9 protein-coding genes are annotated in these 16,611 nt (G+C 72.1%); 3 read left to right on the top strand and 6 right to left on the bottom strand.

From position 1 onward, the window contains the following. Positions 1-77: 77 nt before the first annotated feature. The 3 genes from OG272_RS01155 to OG272_RS01145 all read right to left on the bottom strand — a co-directional run bounded on the left by OG272_RS01155 (position 78) and on the right by OG272_RS01145 (position 5,847). Positions 78-815: an alpha/beta fold hydrolase gene (locus OG272_RS01155; RefSeq protein WP_328222152.1), complete on the bottom strand. Its 738-nt coding sequence runs from the start codon at positions 813-815 to the stop codon at positions 78-80. Then, a complete protein-coding gene (locus OG272_RS01150; RefSeq protein WP_405892200.1) occupies positions 812-2,746 on the bottom strand; it encodes a non-ribosomal peptide synthetase in 1,935 nt (644 codons plus the stop codon). The genes OG272_RS01155 and OG272_RS01150 overlap by 4 nt, the downstream gene beginning before the upstream one ends. Before the next feature lie 110 nt (positions 2,747-2,856). Next, positions 2,857-5,847: a type I polyketide synthase gene (locus OG272_RS01145; RefSeq protein WP_405895970.1), complete on the bottom strand. Its 2,991-nt coding sequence runs from the start codon at positions 5,845-5,847 to the stop codon at positions 2,857-2,859. 172 nt (positions 5,848-6,019) lie between these two features. On the opposite strand from OG272_RS01145, the gene OG272_RS01140 reads away from it, so the two are divergent. After that, positions 6,020-9,091: an amino acid adenylation domain-containing protein gene (locus OG272_RS01140; protein ID WP_405892199.1), complete on the top strand. Its 3,072-nt coding sequence runs from the start codon at positions 6,020-6,022 to the stop codon at positions 9,089-9,091. Further along, positions 9,088-10,275: a cytochrome P450 gene (locus tag OG272_RS01135; protein WP_326573331.1), complete on the top strand. Its 1,188-nt coding sequence runs from the start codon at positions 9,088-9,090 to the stop codon at positions 10,273-10,275. The genes OG272_RS01140 and OG272_RS01135 overlap by 4 nt, the downstream gene beginning before the upstream one ends. Positions 10,276-10,277: 2 nt before the next feature. On the opposite strand, the gene OG272_RS01130 is transcribed toward OG272_RS01135, so the two are convergent. Continuing rightward, a complete protein-coding gene (locus OG272_RS01130) occupies positions 10,278-11,522 on the bottom strand; it encodes an MFS transporter (RefSeq protein ID WP_326573329.1) in 1,245 nt (414 codons plus the stop codon). Positions 11,523-12,070: 548 nt separating this feature from the next. Beyond that, positions 12,071-13,276 carry an MFS transporter gene (locus OG272_RS01125; protein WP_326573327.1) on the bottom strand — a complete coding sequence of 402 codons (1,206 nt, stop codon included), beginning with the start codon at positions 13,274-13,276 and terminating at the stop codon, positions 12,071-12,073. Between the two features lie 148 nt (positions 13,277-13,424). On the opposite strand from OG272_RS01125, the gene OG272_RS01120 reads away from it, so the two are divergent. Next, positions 13,425-14,390, top strand: a complete 966-nt coding sequence (locus OG272_RS01120) for a D-2-hydroxyacid dehydrogenase family protein (RefSeq protein WP_326573325.1) — start codon at positions 13,425-13,427, stop codon at positions 14,388-14,390. Positions 14,391-14,546: 156 nt separating this feature from the next. On the opposite strand, the gene OG272_RS01115 is transcribed toward OG272_RS01120, so the two are convergent. Next, the gene (locus OG272_RS01115) at positions 14,547-16,436 is read right to left on the bottom strand and encodes a hypothetical protein (RefSeq protein WP_405892197.1); all 1,890 of its coding nucleotides are present in this window, start codon (positions 16,434-16,436) and stop codon (positions 14,547-14,549) included. Positions 16,437-16,611 lie beyond the last annotated feature (175 nt).

The following is a 16,611-nucleotide window of genomic DNA, read 5'->3' as shown; positions in this document are numbered from 1 at the left end:
CGCTACCACGCCCGGATGTTCGAATCTTTGCGTTTCCGGCATTGCTACGGCCGTTCACTTCTGCCGTTCTCCGCAATTCAGCAGGAATCGGGGCGCGGTACGGAGAGGGCCTTATGCAGGACGGAGTAGGGCGGGTCGGCGATGAGGTAGAAGTGGTTGCCGGGGACGCTGACCTCCTGGACGGGAGCCGTGCTCAACGCGCTCCACGGGCGGCGGTCCGCGTCGTCGTCCCGGTCGCCGACGATGGTGGTGACCGGACAGCCGAGCAACGGTTCGGGCGCCATGGTGTAGTCGTGGAACATGCGGCCGTCGGCGATCAGATAGGGCAGGACCACCTCCTGGAAGATGGGGTCGGCCGCCATCTCCGCGTCGGTGCCGCCCATCCTGACCAGATCGTCGAGCAGCCGGTCGGGGTCCTCCTCGGCGACGAGGCCGGTGGGCAGCGGGGCGTCACGGGAGCCCGAGGCAAACAGGTGCTCGATGTGGATGCCCCGGCGCTGCAGCGCGCGCGCCGTCTCCAGAGCTATGGGAGCGCCCAGGCTGTGTCCGAAGAAGGCGAGCGGGAGATCAGCCAGCGGTTCGAGCGCTTCGGCGATGTCGGCGGCGAGCCGGACGAGATCGTGCGGAGGTTCCTCGTCGAGCCGTTCTGCGCGCCCAGGGTACTGGACGGCATGGACCTCCACCTCGGTGAGTGACTGGCCCCAGGAACGGTAGAAACCGGCCGACCCCCCGGCGTGCGGGAAGCACACCAGACGTATAGGGGCTTCGGGCCGGGCGGTGTCGCGCGTGAGCCAGCGCGAGGTGTGCGCGGTCACTGGCGGGCCCCCTTCCGCGCGCGCTGCTGGCGGAGCCGGGCCGTACGGGCCCGGCGGGCCGCCTCGGCGGAGGTGGACGGCGACGCGTCCTCCCCCTGCTCACGACTGGTCCGGATGAGCGTGACCTGTGCCGCCACGGTGGTTTCCTGGAACAGGGCGACGATCGACGGCCGCAGCCCGCAGTGCTGCTCCAGCGCGTCCTGCAGCTTGAACATGGCGAGCGAATGGCCGCCGAGATCGAAGAAGTTGACGTCCGGCGGCACCGTGGCCACGCCGAGCACCTCCGACCAGGCGGCGGTCACCTGGGTGGTGAGCGGTTCGTCGGGGAGGGGCGCGGCCGAGGGGCGGGTGGTGAGCGGTTCGTCGGAGAGGGGCGCGGCCGAGGGGCGGGGGGTGAGCGGTTCCGCGGCGAGCGTCCGCAGCAGCGCGCGGTCGAGTTTGCCGTTGAGGTTGCGCGGCAGTTCCGGCAGGACCCGCAGTTCGCCGGGCACCATCACGGAGGGCAGCTCCCGCGCGAGGGCGCGGCGCAGCGCGACCGGGTCCGCGCCCTCCCGTGAGGCGACGAAGCCGATCAGGCCCGATCCCCGTGCGTCGGGCAGGACGACCGCGTCCTGGACGCCTTCCAGCGGGCGCAGCGTCGACTCGACCGCACCGAGTTCCACGCGGTGGCCGCGGACCTTGACCTGGTCGTCCGCGCGGCCGATGAAGTCCAGCCCGTGGTTCGTGTTCCGGCGCACGATGTCACCGGTCCGGTACATGCGCGCGCCGGGCTCGCCGGCGAAGGGGTCGTCGAGGAAGACCGCCGCCGTGGCCTCGGGGCGGCCGAAGTATCCCCGTGTCACCCCGGCCCCGCCGATGAACAACTCGCCTTCCGTGCCCGGCGGTACGGGCTGGAGCCCGTCGTCGAGGACGTGGAGCAGCGTGCCCGGGACCGGGCCGCCGATGCTGACCGGTTCGGCGCCGGTGAAGCGGTGGAAGGTGGCCCACACGGTCGTCTCGGTCGGGCCGTACTCGTTGACCAGCTCCACCTCGGGGGAGTGGAGCGTGAAGTGTCGGTCGACCAGTGACCGCGGCAGGGCCTCGCCCGCCACGATCACCTGGCGCAGGGAGGCCAGTGGACCGGTACCGGCGCGTTCGGCGGCGTCGAGCAGCAGCCCGTAGAGAGTGGGCACGCACAGGACGCGGGTCACACGGTGACGGCTGACGAGGGAGACCAGCCGATCGGGGTCGCGCAGTTCGTCCGCGGACGCCACGACCAGGCAGCCGCCCGCCTGGAGCGTCCCCCAGATCCCGGCGACCGACGAGTCGAAGGCCAGCGGTGACACCAGGAGGAAGGTCGGGTTCCCCGGGTATAGCATGAGGCGGGCCCGGGTGGAGGCGGCGAGATTGCGGTGCTCGACGACGACGCCCTTGGGTTCGCCCGTACTGCCCGAGGTGTAGATGAGGTAGGCCGGGTCCGCCGGTCCGACGGGGGCGGCGAAGGAGCCGGAGGCCGTGGTGTCCGCTTCCTCGTCGGGGATGTCCGGGACCGTCACGACGGGCGTGTGGGAACCGGTCGCCCGATGTCGCGTGTGTGCCGTGGCCACGACGGCCTTCACCCGCGCGTCGTGGAGGATCGTGGCGACGCGGGCATCCGGCTGGGCCGGATCGATGGGCACATAGGCGGCGCCCGCGCCGAGGACGCCGAGCACGGTCGCGATCATCGCGGCGGAGGGCTCGGCGAGGACGGCGACCCGGTCGCCGACGCCCACGCCGGCGGAGGCGAGGCGGTGGGACAACCGCCGGGACCAGGAGATCAACTCGCCGTAGGTGACGGCGACGCCGCCGCAGCGTACGGCGACTGCCGCGGGACGGTCGGCGGCCAGGCGGGCCACCACTTCGTGTGCGGGTACGAACGCGACTTCGGGCAGTGGTTCGCCGGTTGCTTTCATGTGTGGCAGGGCCGACAAGAGATGAACTCCCCCATGCAATAAGCGGAATTGGGTAATCCGTGTTGCGGGGCAGTCGAATTGTGTTCGCCTGCCCATGACGAGGATTCTGATTAGCGGTCGGTTTCGTCCCGGATTCGGTGGACCACCGCGATATGGCCGTTCAGCGTTCGCCGGGCCAGCATCTCGCGTACGGGGACACGCACGTCGAACTCGCTGTTGACCCTGCGAATGAGCCGGGTGATCAGCAGCGAGTCGCCGCCCTCGGCGAAGAAGTCGGCGTCCGCCGGGAAATCGTCACGGCCGAGCAGTTCCGCCCAGATCCGTGTCACTCCCTCCGCCGGGTCGACGGGGGCCGGGATCTCGGGTTCCGGGTCTTCGCCCGGTTGTTCCGGACGGGGCGCGGGAGCGGGCGAGTCCGGGGGAGGGGCCAGCGCTTCCGGGGCCACCGAGCGCGGCCCCGAGAAGGGATAGCCGGGCAGCCTGGTCCTGCGGCCGCCGCCGGTCAGCGCGTCCCGCGCGATCGGCTGCCCCAGGGTCCACAGGGCGCCGACGCCGGCGAGCGCGGTCGTTCCCGGCGCGTCCCTGGCCCGGTCCAGGGCGACCGCGGGGAAACCGGCCGCCTCCGCCGCCGGTGAGAGGGGGCGCCCCGGACCGATCTCCACGGCCAGGGCGCCCGGCACGTGTTCGGCCAGCGAGTCCAGGGCGGCGCCGAACAGCACGGACTGCCGGACCTGCGTGACGAACATGTCGCGCGGGAGGCGGGTGCCGGGCACGACGACCCGTCCGGACACGTTGAGCGCGATCGGAAGGTTCGGCGGCCGGAGTTCGATCCGTGCCATCGCCCCGGTGAGCGCGGGCAGCGCGGGCTCGATCAACCGGGAGTGGCCCGCGTGGGAGTAGCGCAGGCGCCGTACGAAGCAGGTGTCGCCGACGCGCCGCAGGTACGCGTCGACCTCCTCGGCAAGCCCGCCCAGCACACAGGAGTCCGGGCCGTTGACCGCGGCCACGTCGAGGTCGAGACCCCACTCCTCGGCGAGGCCGAGGGCCTGCTTCACGTCCGCCCCGACGGCCAGCATCGCGCCCTCCGGGCAGTCCTGCATGGCCCGGCCGCGCTCCGCGATGAACGCGGCCGCGTCCTCCAGACGGAAGACCCCGGCGACCGTGGCCGCGGTGATCTCGCCGGAACTGTGTCCGCACACCGCGGCCGGCCGGACCCCCAGTTCCATGAGTGCGGCCGCCGCCGCGTGGCCGACGGCGAAGAGGGCCGGCTGCGCCAGTGCGGGCCGGTTCAGCTCGTCGGCGGGGAAGTCCGGGTCGAACAGCGCCTGCCGGATCCGGTCCGCCGACGGGGCGGCGAAGGCCGCGAGGCATCGGTCCAGCGCCCGGCGGAACCCGGGGAGGGCGATGAACGGCTCGGCCATGGCCGGGCGTTGGGTGCCTCCGCCGGGGAAGAGGAAGACCACGGGAGCGGGGCCCGTCACCGGCACGGTGCCCCGGGACACCCCGGTCCGGCCGACGAGGCGCTCGGCGACCTCGGCACTCGTCCGGCCGGTGACCGCGAGACGCTCGCCCAGGGCGGGGCGGCCGTTGACCAGAGTGCCGCAGACTTCGCCGAGATCCGGGTCGTGGGTCCTGAGGTGGGCGGCCAGGCCGTCGGCCACACGGCCGAGCGCCTCGGGGTCCGCCGCGGACAGGAGCACCAGGCGTTCGCGGGGAGCCGGTGCCCCGGGTACGGGGGAGGGGACGGCCTGCTCGCGCGACGCCCCTGCCCCGGAGCCCAGCGGCTCGCGCGGCGGCGCCTGTTCGATCACGACGTGCGCGTTGGTGCCGCCGATACCGAAGGCGCTCACCCCGGCCCGCCGCGGACGTTCCCCGGTCCAGGGGACGGCCTCGGTGGGTATGTACAGGGGAGAGTCCTCGGTCTCCAGCAGGGGATTGCGCTCGGTGAACCCCACGAGGGGAGGGATCACACCGCTGCGCACCACGAGCAGGGCTCTGATCAGCGACGCGACGCCCGCGGCGGCGTCCAGGTGGCCGATGACGGCCTTCAGCGCGCCCACCGCGACACTGCCCGGCCGGGCTCCCGCCCCGCGCAGCGCGGTGCTTGCCGCCGTCCACTCGATCGGGTCCCCGATCCGGGTGCCCGTGCCGTGGGCCTCCAGATAGCCGATGGACCCGCCGTCGACGTCCGCCGCGCTCAACGCCGCGCCGATGACCCGTTCCTGCCCGGCGGAGGAGGGCGCGTAGTAACCGGCCTTCGTGTGCCCGTCGTTGTTGATCGCGCTGCCCAGGATGACGCCGTACGGCTCGGGGTCGTCCCCGGTGACGTCCGACAGGCGGCGCAGCACCACGGCACCCGCGCCGGACCCGGCGATCACCCCGTCCGCGTGCCGGTCGAACGGCCGGCACGCACCCGTCGCGGACAGGACGCCGCCCGGCTGGTGCAGATGGCCCGCCTGGGGGTAGCCGAAGCCGGCTCCCACCACGAGGGCCTGGTCGCAGTCGCCGCCGAGCAGTGCCTGGACCGCCAGGTGTACGGCCACGAGAGAGGAGGAGCAGGCCGTCTGCACGGCGAAGGCCGGTCCGGTCAGACCGAGTCTGTACGCCACACGGCTCGCCATGAAGTCCGGCTCGGTCCCGTGGATCACATCGTCCAGCAGGCCCGCGTCGAGGTCTCCGCCACGGACCATCGCGCGAAGGTAGCCGCTGCCCGTCATGGACGCGTAGACGCTGGTCACCTCCGTGCCGTCCCGGGGCGGAACCCCCGCGTCCTCCAGGGCGTTCCAGGCGACCTCCAGCATCCAGCGATGCTGAGGGTCCATCAGTTCGGCCTCGCGCCCCCGGATCTGGAAGAAGTCGTGGTCGAAGCGGTCCCAGTCGTCGAGATGGCCGCGTACGGGCACATAGTCCGGGGCGGCGGCCAACGCGGCGGGCACTCCGGCCGCGAGCAACTGCTCTCGCGTGTATCTCCTGCTGTGCACGCTCCCTTGGAGTTGGGAATCCCACCAGTCGTCGAGTCCACGGGGGCCCGGTAACCGCGCCGCGATGCCCGTGACCGCGATGTCCAGGGAACGATCCCGACTCGTCACAACGTCCCCCATCATGCCGTTGGAAATCGGATATTTCCATCTCATGCTGCGCTGATGCCGTGTCGCCCCGTGATCATATTCATGATGCAGTCATCCTCAACCCCTTTTTATGAAAAGGAGGCTGGCAGGAAACGATCAGACATGGCAACGTCGTACGCTCCTGATTGCGAAGGGAGCCGACGAGTTGCAGTCGAATGAATCACCGGGGGAAGGACTGCACGATGTCTTCGCCGCGCACGCGCGCGCCCAACCGGGGCGCATAGCCCTCATTGCCGGTAACACCCGGGTGTCGTACGGTGAATTGGACGACCGCGCCGAGCGATTAGCCGGCCGACTCGCCGCCGCCGGTGTCGGACAGGGCCATCTCGTGCCGATCCTGATGCCGCGATCCGTCGACCTGGTCGCCACCGCGCTGGCCGTTCTCAAACTCGGCGCCGCGTACGCGCTGCTCGATCCGGACTGGCCGCCCACCCGCCTCGACGCGGTGGTGGAACAGCTCCGGCCGCCCCTCGTCGTCGCCCGGCCGGGCACGGCGGTACAGCTGTCCGCGCCGCTGTGGACACCCGCCGAGGACGGCACGGGGGAGCGCCCCGCCCGCGCCGCGGTGGCGGTACGGGGTTCCGACGCCTGCTGCGTGTTCTTCACCTCGGGCACCACGGGCCGGCCCAAGGGAGTGATCACCCCGCACCGGGCGACGGCACGACTCTTCCGGCCCGGCACCTTCGCACGTTTCGACCGGGACACGGTCATCCCCCTCGCGGCCGCGCTGCCGTGGGACGCGTTCTCCCTCGAACTCTGGGCCGCGCTGTACAACGGCGGCACCTGCGCCCTGATCGGCGAGCCGTTCCTGACGGCCGAGGCCCTGCGCGCGCTGGTCGCCGACCACGGAGTGAACACGGCGTGGCTGACCAGCAGCCTGTTCAACCTGATCGTCGACGAGGACCTGGCGGCGATGAGCGGCCTGTCCCAGGTCGTCATCGGCGGTGAACGCCTGTCCGCGCGCCACGTCGCCCGCTTCCTCGACCGGTTCCCCGACACGGCTCTGATCAACGGCTACGGCCCGGTCGAGAGCACGGTGTTCACCACCACGCACCGCATCACCGCCGCGGACTGCGCCCGGCCCGGCGGCATCCCGCTGGGGCGGGCGGTACCCGGCACCTCCGTCTTCGTCCTCCGGGGCGAACGCCCCTGCGCGGCCGGGGAGCCGGGGGAGATCTGCGTCGCGGGCGACGGCCTGGCCCACGGCTACCTCGGTGAACCGGCTCTCACCGCCGAGAAGTTCACGGACGCCGACATCGGCGGTGAGCGGGTCCGGCTGTACCGCACCGGCGACCTGGGTGTCCGGGACGAGAACGGGATCGTCGAGTTCCGCGGGCGGATCGACCGGCAGGTGAAGGTCTGGGGCAACCGCGTCGAACCCGTCGAGGTGGAGCGGCAGATCGTGCGCCTGGTCCCGTCCGTCGCCGACTGCCGGGTGGTCCCGCGCTGGAACGCACTCGGCGGCGCCTTCGAACTCGTGGCTTTTTGCGTGCCCCACCGCGCCGCCGGCGGCGCGCCTGCGGACGTACCGGCGATCCTCGCCCGCCACCTGCCCGCCTACCAACGCCCGGTCGACGTCGCCTTCGTCGACTCCTTCCCCCTGACCGGCAGAGGCAAGCTGGACGACCGGGCGCTGCTGGCGAGCGTGCCCGAGGTGTCCGTCGGGGCGTCCGTCGAGCCGTCCGCCGAGCCGTCTGTCGGGGGCCACCACGGTCCCGTCGGCGACCCCCTCGTCCGACTGGTGGCCGAGACGTTCGCCGCCGTGCTGGGCAGACCGGCCGTACCGCCGCACCTGTCGTTCTTCGCGCTGGGAGGCTCCTCGCTGCAGGCCGCCCGTGCCTGCACGCGTATCGGGAAGCAGGCCGGGCGGCCGGTTCCGCTGTCACGCCTGTACGAGCACGCGTCGGCCGAACACCTCGGCTCCTGGCTGCGGTCGGCGCGGGACACGGACGCCGCACCGCGGCCGACCGGTGACGTCCCGCTGACCGCCATGGAGTCGGTCTTCCTCACCCGCCATCTGACGGCGCCGCAGGACCGGTCCCCGTACTGCCTGATGACATGGCACCTGGACGGCCCGCTCGACCAGGACCGCCTGGAGGCGGCCGTCGCCGCCGTGCACGAGCGGCACCAGACGCTGCGCACGGCCTTCCGGCCGGATCCCCGGCCCCACGCCGAGGTCACCGACATCTCCGCCCCGCCCCTGGAACTCCTGGACGCCCGGCCGACCGTGGACGAGGCGGTCCGCGCGCTGCGGCGGCTCTTCGAGGAGCCCCTCGAACCCCAGGACGCCGACCTGTGGCGCACCGCGCTGGTGCCGGTGACGGAGACGGGCGGCCGGCTGTTCGGGGTGCTCGTCCACCACATCGTCTTCGACGGCCGGTCGGAATCCGTCCTGGCGCGAGACCTGTCCGACGCCTACGCCGGACGCGAGCCGCGATACGCCCCGCCCACCCTGGCCGAGCGCGCCCGGCTGACGGCGGCGGCCACCGCCGGGACGGACGCGGCGGGGAGGACGGCGCGGGTGACGGCGGAGTTCCAGGACGTGCCCGAGATCCGCTGGCCCGAACGGCCCGGCCCCGGGGAGACCGGGACGGGGCACCTCCACATGTCCGTTCCCGCGCCCGTCACGGCACACCTCGACGCACGGGGCGCGGCGCTCGGGGTGAGCCGGTTCGTGGTGCTCCTGTCGGCCTGGGCGGACACGATGGCCGAGGTCTGCCGGCAGCGGGACTTCGCGGTGGGCGTGCCCGTCGCCGAGCGCACCGTCCTGGAGCTGGAGCAGGCCATCGGCTGTCGGATCAACATGGTGCCGGTGCGCCTTCGCGGCGCCGCCCTGCGCGGTGGCGAGGACGGCATCCGGGAGACCGGCGGACGGGTCCACCGGGCCTTCGGCCGCAGCGATGTCCCTTTCACGGCCGTCGCGCAGGGCGTCGCGACGACGACGCCCGGCCGGCCGCCGGTGTTCCAGTCCCTCTTCGCCCTCCAGGACAACGCTCCGCCCCGGCTCGACCTGCCCGGCGTCGTCTCCACGCATCTGCGCCGGCCGTACGCGGCCCTTCCCCTGGAACTGCACCTCGAAGTGTGGCCCGACGAGGACGGCGCCCTCGACGTGGTGCTCTCCTTCCGGTGTGACGCCGTCGCCGAGGCCACCGCGCCGAAGCTGCTCAACGGCTTCCATGACCGTCTTGCCCTGATCGCCGCGGGAGCCGCGCCATGACCGTCATCGCCTTCACCCCCGCCGACGTCGTCGACCCGGAGCTGCACGCCTCCGGCGAGGTGTACGGGCTGTGGCGCTGGATGCGACGGCACGCCCCGGTCCACTGGCACGAACCGGGCGACCTGCCGGGCTTCTGGTCGCTCACCCGGTACGAGGACATCCGGGACGTGTACCAGAACCCGGCCGTCTTCAGCTCGGCGCGGGGCGTCCTGCTGCGGCCGACGGAGCTGGGGGAGGACCCCGGCAGCGGTCTGACCATGGCCCTGACCGATCCGCCCCGGCACCGCGCCCTGCGGGGGCAGGTCGCCGACCGGTTCAGCGAACGGTGCGCCCGCTCCCTGGCGGACGAGATGCGCGCCGAGATCCGCTCGGTGGTGACCCGCGCCGTCGCCTCGGGGACCTGCGACGTGGTCCACGACATCGGAGCCCGGCTCTCCAGCCACAACATCGGCAGGCTGCTCGGTGTACCGCCCAAGGACCGCGAGCGGCTGCTGAGGTGGACCACGGAGGCGTTCGAGTCCGGCAGACCCCTCACCAGCCACCTCATGCTGATGCGCTACTTCATCGACCTGATGTACGCGCGGATGGAGGCGCCCGCGGACGACGCGATGGGCATGTTCGTCAACAACGAGGTGCAGGACGACCTGCTGACCGAGACCGAGATCCTGCTGGGGGTCGAGAACCTCGTCGGGGCGTCGGAGAACGCGGGCCTGTCGATGGCCTCGGGGATCCTCGCCCTCGCCGCGCATCCGCGGCAGTGGCAGCGGCTGGTGCGGGAGCGGGACGACGAACTCGTCAGGACCGCGGCGGAGGAGGTGCTGCGCTGGACGAGCAGCGCCACGCACAGCATGCGGACGGCCACCACGGACACCCGCATCCAGGGCCGGCGCATCGCCGCCGGGGACCGGGTCGTGCTGTGGATCCCCTCGGCCAACCGGGACGAGTCGGTGTTCCCGGAACCCGACCGGTTCGACCTCGGTCGGCAGCCCAACCGTCATCTGGCCCTGGGCACGGGCGAGCACGTCTGCATCGGGAGCACCATGGCCCGCCACCAGACGCGGATGCTCCTGGAGACACTCGCGGAGTCGGTCGCCGTCGTCGAACCGGCCGGAGACACGGAACCGCTGCGTTCGATCACGGTGAACGGCCCGGCGCACGCCACCGTGCGCCTCGTCGCCCGCTGAGCTCACACGGGCCCTGCGGCTGACGCGTTCTCCGCAGGTTCGGGGTGCGTCCGCCGGGCGTGCTGCGTGCGTTGCGCCCAGCGGACGGCGAGCGGCGCCGCCAGGCCCGTCAGGGCGAACAGGGCTCCCACGACGTACCACCCGGGGCGGCCCCAGGTGATGCAGAGCGAGATGATCAGAGCCGGCCCGAGGGCGTCGGCCAGTCCCGCTCCCAGGCCGAACACGCCCAGGTACTGGCCGGTGGCGTGCTGCGGGGCGAGGGCGAAGGACACCTCGAAGCCCGCCGCGGAATACCACAGTTCGCCGATCGTGTGGATCACCGCAGCGGTGATGAGCAGGGCCGCGGCGGCCCACGCCGGTATGCCGGCGGCCAGGGAGATCAGCGAGCAGGAGACGAGGAAGGCGACGCCCGCCCTGCGATAGGCGTCTCCGCCGGCCGCCGGGGAAACGATGCTGCGGCTCGCGCGCACCTGGAACGCGATGACGATGACGGTGCTGGTGAGGATCGTGCCCGAGATGAGCCAGTGCGGGGCGGTGGTGGCACCGACGAGCCAGAGCGGGATGCCCACGGTGAGCACCTTGAACTGGACGGCCATGACGCCGTCGAGGGCGGTGAGGAGCAGGTAGGGGCGGTCGCGGAGGGCGGTCCAGCGGGGGCCGCCGACGCCGGGGAGCGGGGCGACCGGCGGGAGGAGGACCAGGACCACCGCGGAGACCAGGAAGGCGATCGCGTTGCCGACGACCATCAGTTGATAGGCGGTGAGCGTGCCGACCTGGACCACCCAGCCCGCCAGCACGGCACCGAGCGAGATGCCGAGGTTGGTCACCGCACGGAGGTAGGCCCGGAACTCCTGCGGCCGGTCTCCTCCGTAGTGCCTGATGAGCGGGGAGCGTGCGGCGGTTCCGGCCGTCTTCGCCCCGGCGGCCGCGCAGACCGCGAGCACGAACGGCCAGAAGCTGTCCGCCAGTACGAAGCAGGCCGTGGCCAGTGCCTGGATCACCAGGGTGACCGTGTAGACCCCGCGTGCTCCATGTCTGTCCGCCAGATGACCGACCCCGACACCCAGGGCCAGCGCGACCAGACCGGCTAAGCCCAGGCCGAGTCCCACCGTGCCCGCCGGAAGGTGAACCGCCTGGGTGAAGTACAGCACTCCGGCAGTGAGATAGAGGCCGCTGCCCATGGTGTAGACGAAGTTCGAGGCCGCGAGGACGCGCTGCGGCCGGGTGTCCGGGATCAGGCGGGGCATGGCAGGACTCCAGGTCACAGGCGGCGAGCAGGGACCACGCAAGCTTTGTCGTGCACCACACGCCTTAGCAAGAGCCCCGCTTTGGCCGAACGGCCCCGACGGCCCCGACGGCCCCGACGGCCCCGACGGCCCCGACGGCCCCGACGGCCCCGACGGCGCCGACGGCGCCGTCGAGCCCGTACGTCTCGCCCGTGCCCCGCCCGGCAGGCCTCCTGACCAGACCGGTCGTGGTCGGCGTCGTGCTGCCGGAGACCGCAGCGACGACTCCTCGCCTCAAGGGACGCCATCAGGCCGCACGTTGACAGACGTGGGTCGGACGACGTCGACCGGCTGGAGCACGTCACCGATGCCGGGCACGGCGGCCGACGCGGCAGCACCCGCGCCGCCCGACCCGAGCGCCCCTGCGCCACCCTCGTGGCACGCCGCCGGTGCCGTCCTCGAACGCGTCGCTCCTCAGCATGTGATGCGCCGGGCCCTGGACGCCCCAGGCCCGGCGGCGACGCAGGTCCCCCAGGCAGGGCCCCAGCACCAGATGCCCGAACGCTCGGTCAGCGCACCCTGTCGGCCTCCGGCGCCGGAACCGGCCGCCGGAGCAGATAGACGCCTGCGGCCGAAACCGGAACAGCCATGCACGCGATGAACACCAGCCCGGCGTCTTCCAGGCCGATCGACTCCGACAGGAGCCCCACGCCGATGACCGGCACCGAGATACCCGCATAGGCCACCACGAACAGCGCCGAGATCACGGCCGCGCGCCGGTCCGCCTCGGACACCGAGGCCACGGCGGACAGCGCTCCCCGAAACGCCAGCCCCTGCCCGGCCCCGCCGACGACGGCGCTCAGCACCACCAGCGGCAGCAGTTCCCAGCGCAGCGCGCCCGCCAGCAGAGCCAGCCCGGCCAGGAGGCCACCGCAGCCCAGCGGAAGTGACCGGCTCACGCCGACCCGGCCGACGGCCAGCTGCCCGACGGTGGAGGCGAAGAAGGCCAGCGCGACGACCAGCCCGCTCACCGCGTGGTTGTGCACGTTCAGGGACTGGGAGAGGAGGGCCGGGCTGATGGATGTGAACACCCCGAACAGGGCGAACCCCGCGAAGGAGGCAGCCGCCGCCGGTCCGAAGACCGCCCGCACCGGCGGGGGCAGGCTGGGCCGTCGCGGCCGTACGGTGCTCAGCGGCCGACGTTCCCGCACCGTCTCCGGAAGCCGCAGCAGGACGATGGCCGAGCAGGCCACCAGGGCGAGGTGGACGGCGAACGGCAGGTACAGCGGCCAGTCGGCGTACTGCGCGAGCACCCCGGCGAGCAGCGGACCGCAGCCGAGCCCGCCCATGTTCGCGGCGGTCGCCACGAAGGTGGCCCGTGAGGCGCCGCCGTGCGGTGCCAGCTCCAGTACGTAGGCCGTGGCAGCCCCGGTGAACAGGCCGGCCGACAGCCCCGACAGCAGCCGCCCCGCGTACAGCCAGCCCAGCGCGGTGGCGCACAGGAAGCAGACGGCGCTCGCGGCCGCGAAGCCCAGGCCCCACCACAGCACCGGACGCCTGCCCACGGCGTCCGAGACGTTGCCCGTCAGCAGCAGCACCGCGATGACGCCGACGGCGTAGACGGCGTAGACGACGGTGACCGTGAGCTCGGAGAAACCGAACTTCTCCTGGTAGAGGCCGTAGAGGGGGGTCGGCAGCGTCGTGCCGGCCATGCATACGGCGAACACGGACCCGCTGAGCACGCACCAGCGCCAGCGTCCAGGATCACCGTCCATACCGCTGAAGGTAACCTGGCCCGCGCAGGCCCGCGTCCTGACGCCGCCGGCCCACCCGCCGGGAGCGGCGACGGGGCTCCTTCACCTGTGTCTCAACTCCGACCTCACCCACACCCCCGCGCGGACCGGGGAAAGGCAGACTGTCCGTATGACCCTCCACTGCGCTGTGCTCGACGACTACCAGGGCGCCGCCCTGACCCTGGCGGACTGGAGCCCTCTCGCCGACCAGGTCGAGGTGCGCACGCTCCGCGAGAACGTCACCGACCGGGACAAGCTCGTGGCCGAGCTGGCCGACTGCGAGATCGTCGTCATGATGCGGGAACGCACCCCCTTCGACGCCGACCTCCTGCGCCGACTGCCCCGGCTGCGCCTGCTGGTGACCACCGGCATGCGCAACGCCTCCATCGACCTCGCCGCGGCGCGGGCCCAGGGCGTCACCGTGTGCGGTACGGCGAGCAGTTCCACCCCGCCCGTCGAACTGACCTGGGCGCTCCTCCTCGGCCTCGCCCGGCACATCACCGCCGAGAACCGGGCCCTGCGCGAGGGCGGCCCCTGGCAGTCCACCGTCGGCCAGGACCTGCACGGCCGCACCCTGGGCCTGCTCGGACTCGGCAAGATCGGCACCCGGGTGGCCCGCGTCGCCACCGCCTTCGGCATGGAGGTCCTCGCCTGGAGCGAGAACCTCACCACCGAGCGAGCGACCGAGGCCGGAGCCCAACCGGCCGACAGCAAGGACGATCTGCTCCGCCGCAGCGACTTCGTGTCCGTCCACCTCGTCCTGTCCGACCGCACCCGCGGCCTGCTCGGCGAGCCGGAACTGCGCGCGATGCGTCCGCACGCCCACCTCATCAACACCTCCCGCGCCGCCATCGTCGACCGTACGGCTCTGCTGCGCGCCCTGCGCGAGGGCTGGATCGCCGGAGCGGGCCTCGACGTCTTCGCAACCGAACCCCTCCCCGCCGACGACCCCCTGCGCTCGCTGCCGAACGTCCTCGCCACCCCACACCTCGGCTACGTCACCGAGCGGAACTACCGCACCTTCTACACGGAAGCGGTGGAGGACATCACCGCGTTCCTGGCCGGTAGCCCGGTCCGCCGGCTGACGGGCGCCTGATCCGACCGTCATGGCCCCGTGGGCAAGGCAAGGTTCGACGGTATTGGGCTTGGGCCGCCGCGCCGGCCGTACTGACGCCGACGGTGAGGGCGAGACGACAGCCTCCGAGGCCGTTTCGCGAGGGCTTCACCGAGTGACGATGCTGTGCCGCCCTGTCTACTTGAGGGAACCGCCTCCCGCGTAGGCGATGTTCGGCCGGGGCGGCCGGGCCATGCCGGCGCCGAGGAAGTAGTCGACGTGGTGGGACTGCAGGTAGCCCTTGAAGGTCATGGCGTTGCGGTAGGCGGGGTTGTGGGCCGGCGTGTACAGCCGGGTGGTCGTGGGCTGGTTCGTGGTGAAGATGATCAGCTCGTTGTAGGAGGCGTTGGTGTACACGGCCTCCTCGCGCCAGTCGCCGAGGATGTCGCCGACGAGGGTGGGCCCGCCCTGCGCGGCCGTGACCGCACCGTGGTTCCAGGTGCTGACCAGCCGGGGCAGGCTGCCGCTCGACGTCGGGTTCAGCGGGTTCCACTTCTCGATCTTGCCGTCGTTGAGCAGTTCCATGGTGAGGTCGCCGTCCCACCACAGACCCAGCTGTGGCCACGGGCGCAGTGAGGTGTTCGGCTCGGTGAGCCTGTTGGAGGGGGCGTTGTACAGGCCCGAGAAGGACCAGACCTCCATGCCGGGGTGGCGTGGGTCGACGTCGCCCGCCATGCCGCGTCCGACGTCGGAGGGGCCCCCGTTGTGCTTCCAGATGACGGAACCGGTCGCGGCGTCGTAGTAGTACTCCAGCAGCCCGCTCGGGTTGTCCTGTTGCACGCCGTAGCCTTCGAGGCCGGGTCGGCCGGGGTCCATGTCCGCGAGGTGGAAGCGGTCGCCGTGGATGATGCCCTGGGGTGCCATCAAGTAGCGCAGGGAGCCGTCGCCGTTGAGGACGAACCCGATCTCGGCGACCTCGTCCCTCCCGTCACCGTTGACGTCGATGGCGCGGGTGTTGTGCCCGTCGGGTGCGTTCTGGCTGCCGCGCAGCCACGTCCACTCCTGCCTCAGCGCACTGCCGGTGAACCGCCAGGAGGCGACCATCAGGTTGAAGGAGCCGTCGTCGCGCCGGTTCTTCATGTAGGCGACCAGGCTCGGCGTGGTGCCGTCGAGGTACGCGACCCCGAGGCGCCCGCCCATCGGGCCGTCGCCCAGGTAGGTGGTCGGCACCGCTGCCCAGTTGCGCAGCGCCCCGGTCCGGCCGTCGAGGACGGCCATGAACTGACGCGCGTCGTCCGCGTGGGTCCAGGTGGTCCCGTCGCCGAACCTGACTCCGTCGGCGATCTTCAGGGCGACCTCCGCGCGGCCGTCGCTGTCGAAGTCGTACACGGTGACGCCGTCCCAGTGGCCCACGTCGATCGCGGACGAGCCCGGTTCGATGTTGTCCTGGTTCTGGCTGTTCGGCCCCATGTCGACCTCCCAGAGAAACTGCCCGCGGCCGCTGTACGCCTCGAGCTTCTGGGGGGAGGTCTGCCGGTCCAGTACGTAGTCGTACTCGCCGTCGCCGTCGAGGTCACCGACCCAGACGAACTTCACCGGGCCGCCGGAGCGCAACGGCACGCGGACCACCGGCTCCGTGGCGTGATCGGCCGTCAGGGTGAAGGCCCCGCTGGGCGCCTGCTCCTGCCCGCCCACCACCGGAACGACCCGGTAGCTGTTGGACCGCGTCAAGTCGGCCGTGGAGTCCGTGTAGTTGGTTCCACCCGTCAGTACGCTCGCGTTGAGTTTGACGTACGCGCCGCCGCCGGTGGACCGGTACACGTCGAAACCGATGCCCTCCGGGTCGAGTCCCAGCAACCGCCAGGAGACCAGCACCTGGGTGCTGCCGGAGCGCACCGCCACGACCCCGCGCCCGAGGTTCTCCATCACGCGCGCGGCCTGAAGCGTCGGATCGTCGGCCACGGCCGTGGTCACGCCGGGCGAGGCGAGGCTCGTCGGCCCGGTGGCCAGCGCGGCGCAGACGGCCAGGACCGCCGAGGCGCCGAGGGACCTCCGACGGGCAACCGAGGGACCAGACCATAATGCCATGCGCATGACAACCTCCTGTGGCTCGCGGTGGCGGTACGAGGCGTACGGCCTGGGTGTCCGGTTCCGACCCGGAACGGAAACCCTGACGAGTTAAACCGTTTACACGCTTGCGATGGAAGCACCGCGAGGAGGGCGCGTCAAGGCGGTCGGAGTCACAACATCCCTGGAGTTCATG

The organism is Streptomyces sp. NBC_00104, from assembly GCF_045160825.1.
GTDB lineage: Bacteria > Actinomycetota > Actinomycetes > Streptomycetales > Streptomycetaceae > Streptomyces.
Note: the sequence above shows the minus strand (reverse complement) of the source record. Positions and strands in the feature narration are given on the sequence as shown.

Coding starts and splice junctions, on each gene's coding strand:
- OG272_RS01130 (WP_326573329.1), bottom strand. CDS start 11,522: ATGCCCCGCCTGATCCCGGACACCCGGCCGCAGCGCGTCCTCGCGGCC.
- OG272_RS01145 (WP_405895970.1), bottom strand. CDS start 5,847: ATGGGGGACGTTGTGACGAGTCGGGATCGTTCCCTGGACATCGCGGTC.
- OG272_RS01115 (WP_405892197.1), bottom strand. CDS start 16,436: ATGGCATTATGGTCTGGTCCCTCGGTTGCCCGTCGGAGGTCCCTCGGC.
- OG272_RS01120 (WP_326573325.1), top strand. CDS start 13,425: ATGACCCTCCACTGCGCTGTGCTCGACGACTACCAGGGCGCCGCCCTG.
- OG272_RS01135 (WP_326573331.1), top strand. CDS start 9,088: ATGACCGTCATCGCCTTCACCCCCGCCGACGTCGTCGACCCGGAGCTG.
- OG272_RS01150 (WP_405892200.1), bottom strand. CDS start 2,746: ATGAAAGCAACCGGCGAACCACTGCCCGAAGTCGCGTTCGTACCCGCA.
- OG272_RS01125 (WP_326573327.1), bottom strand. CDS start 13,276: ATGGACGGTGATCCTGGACGCTGGCGCTGGTGCGTGCTCAGCGGGTCC.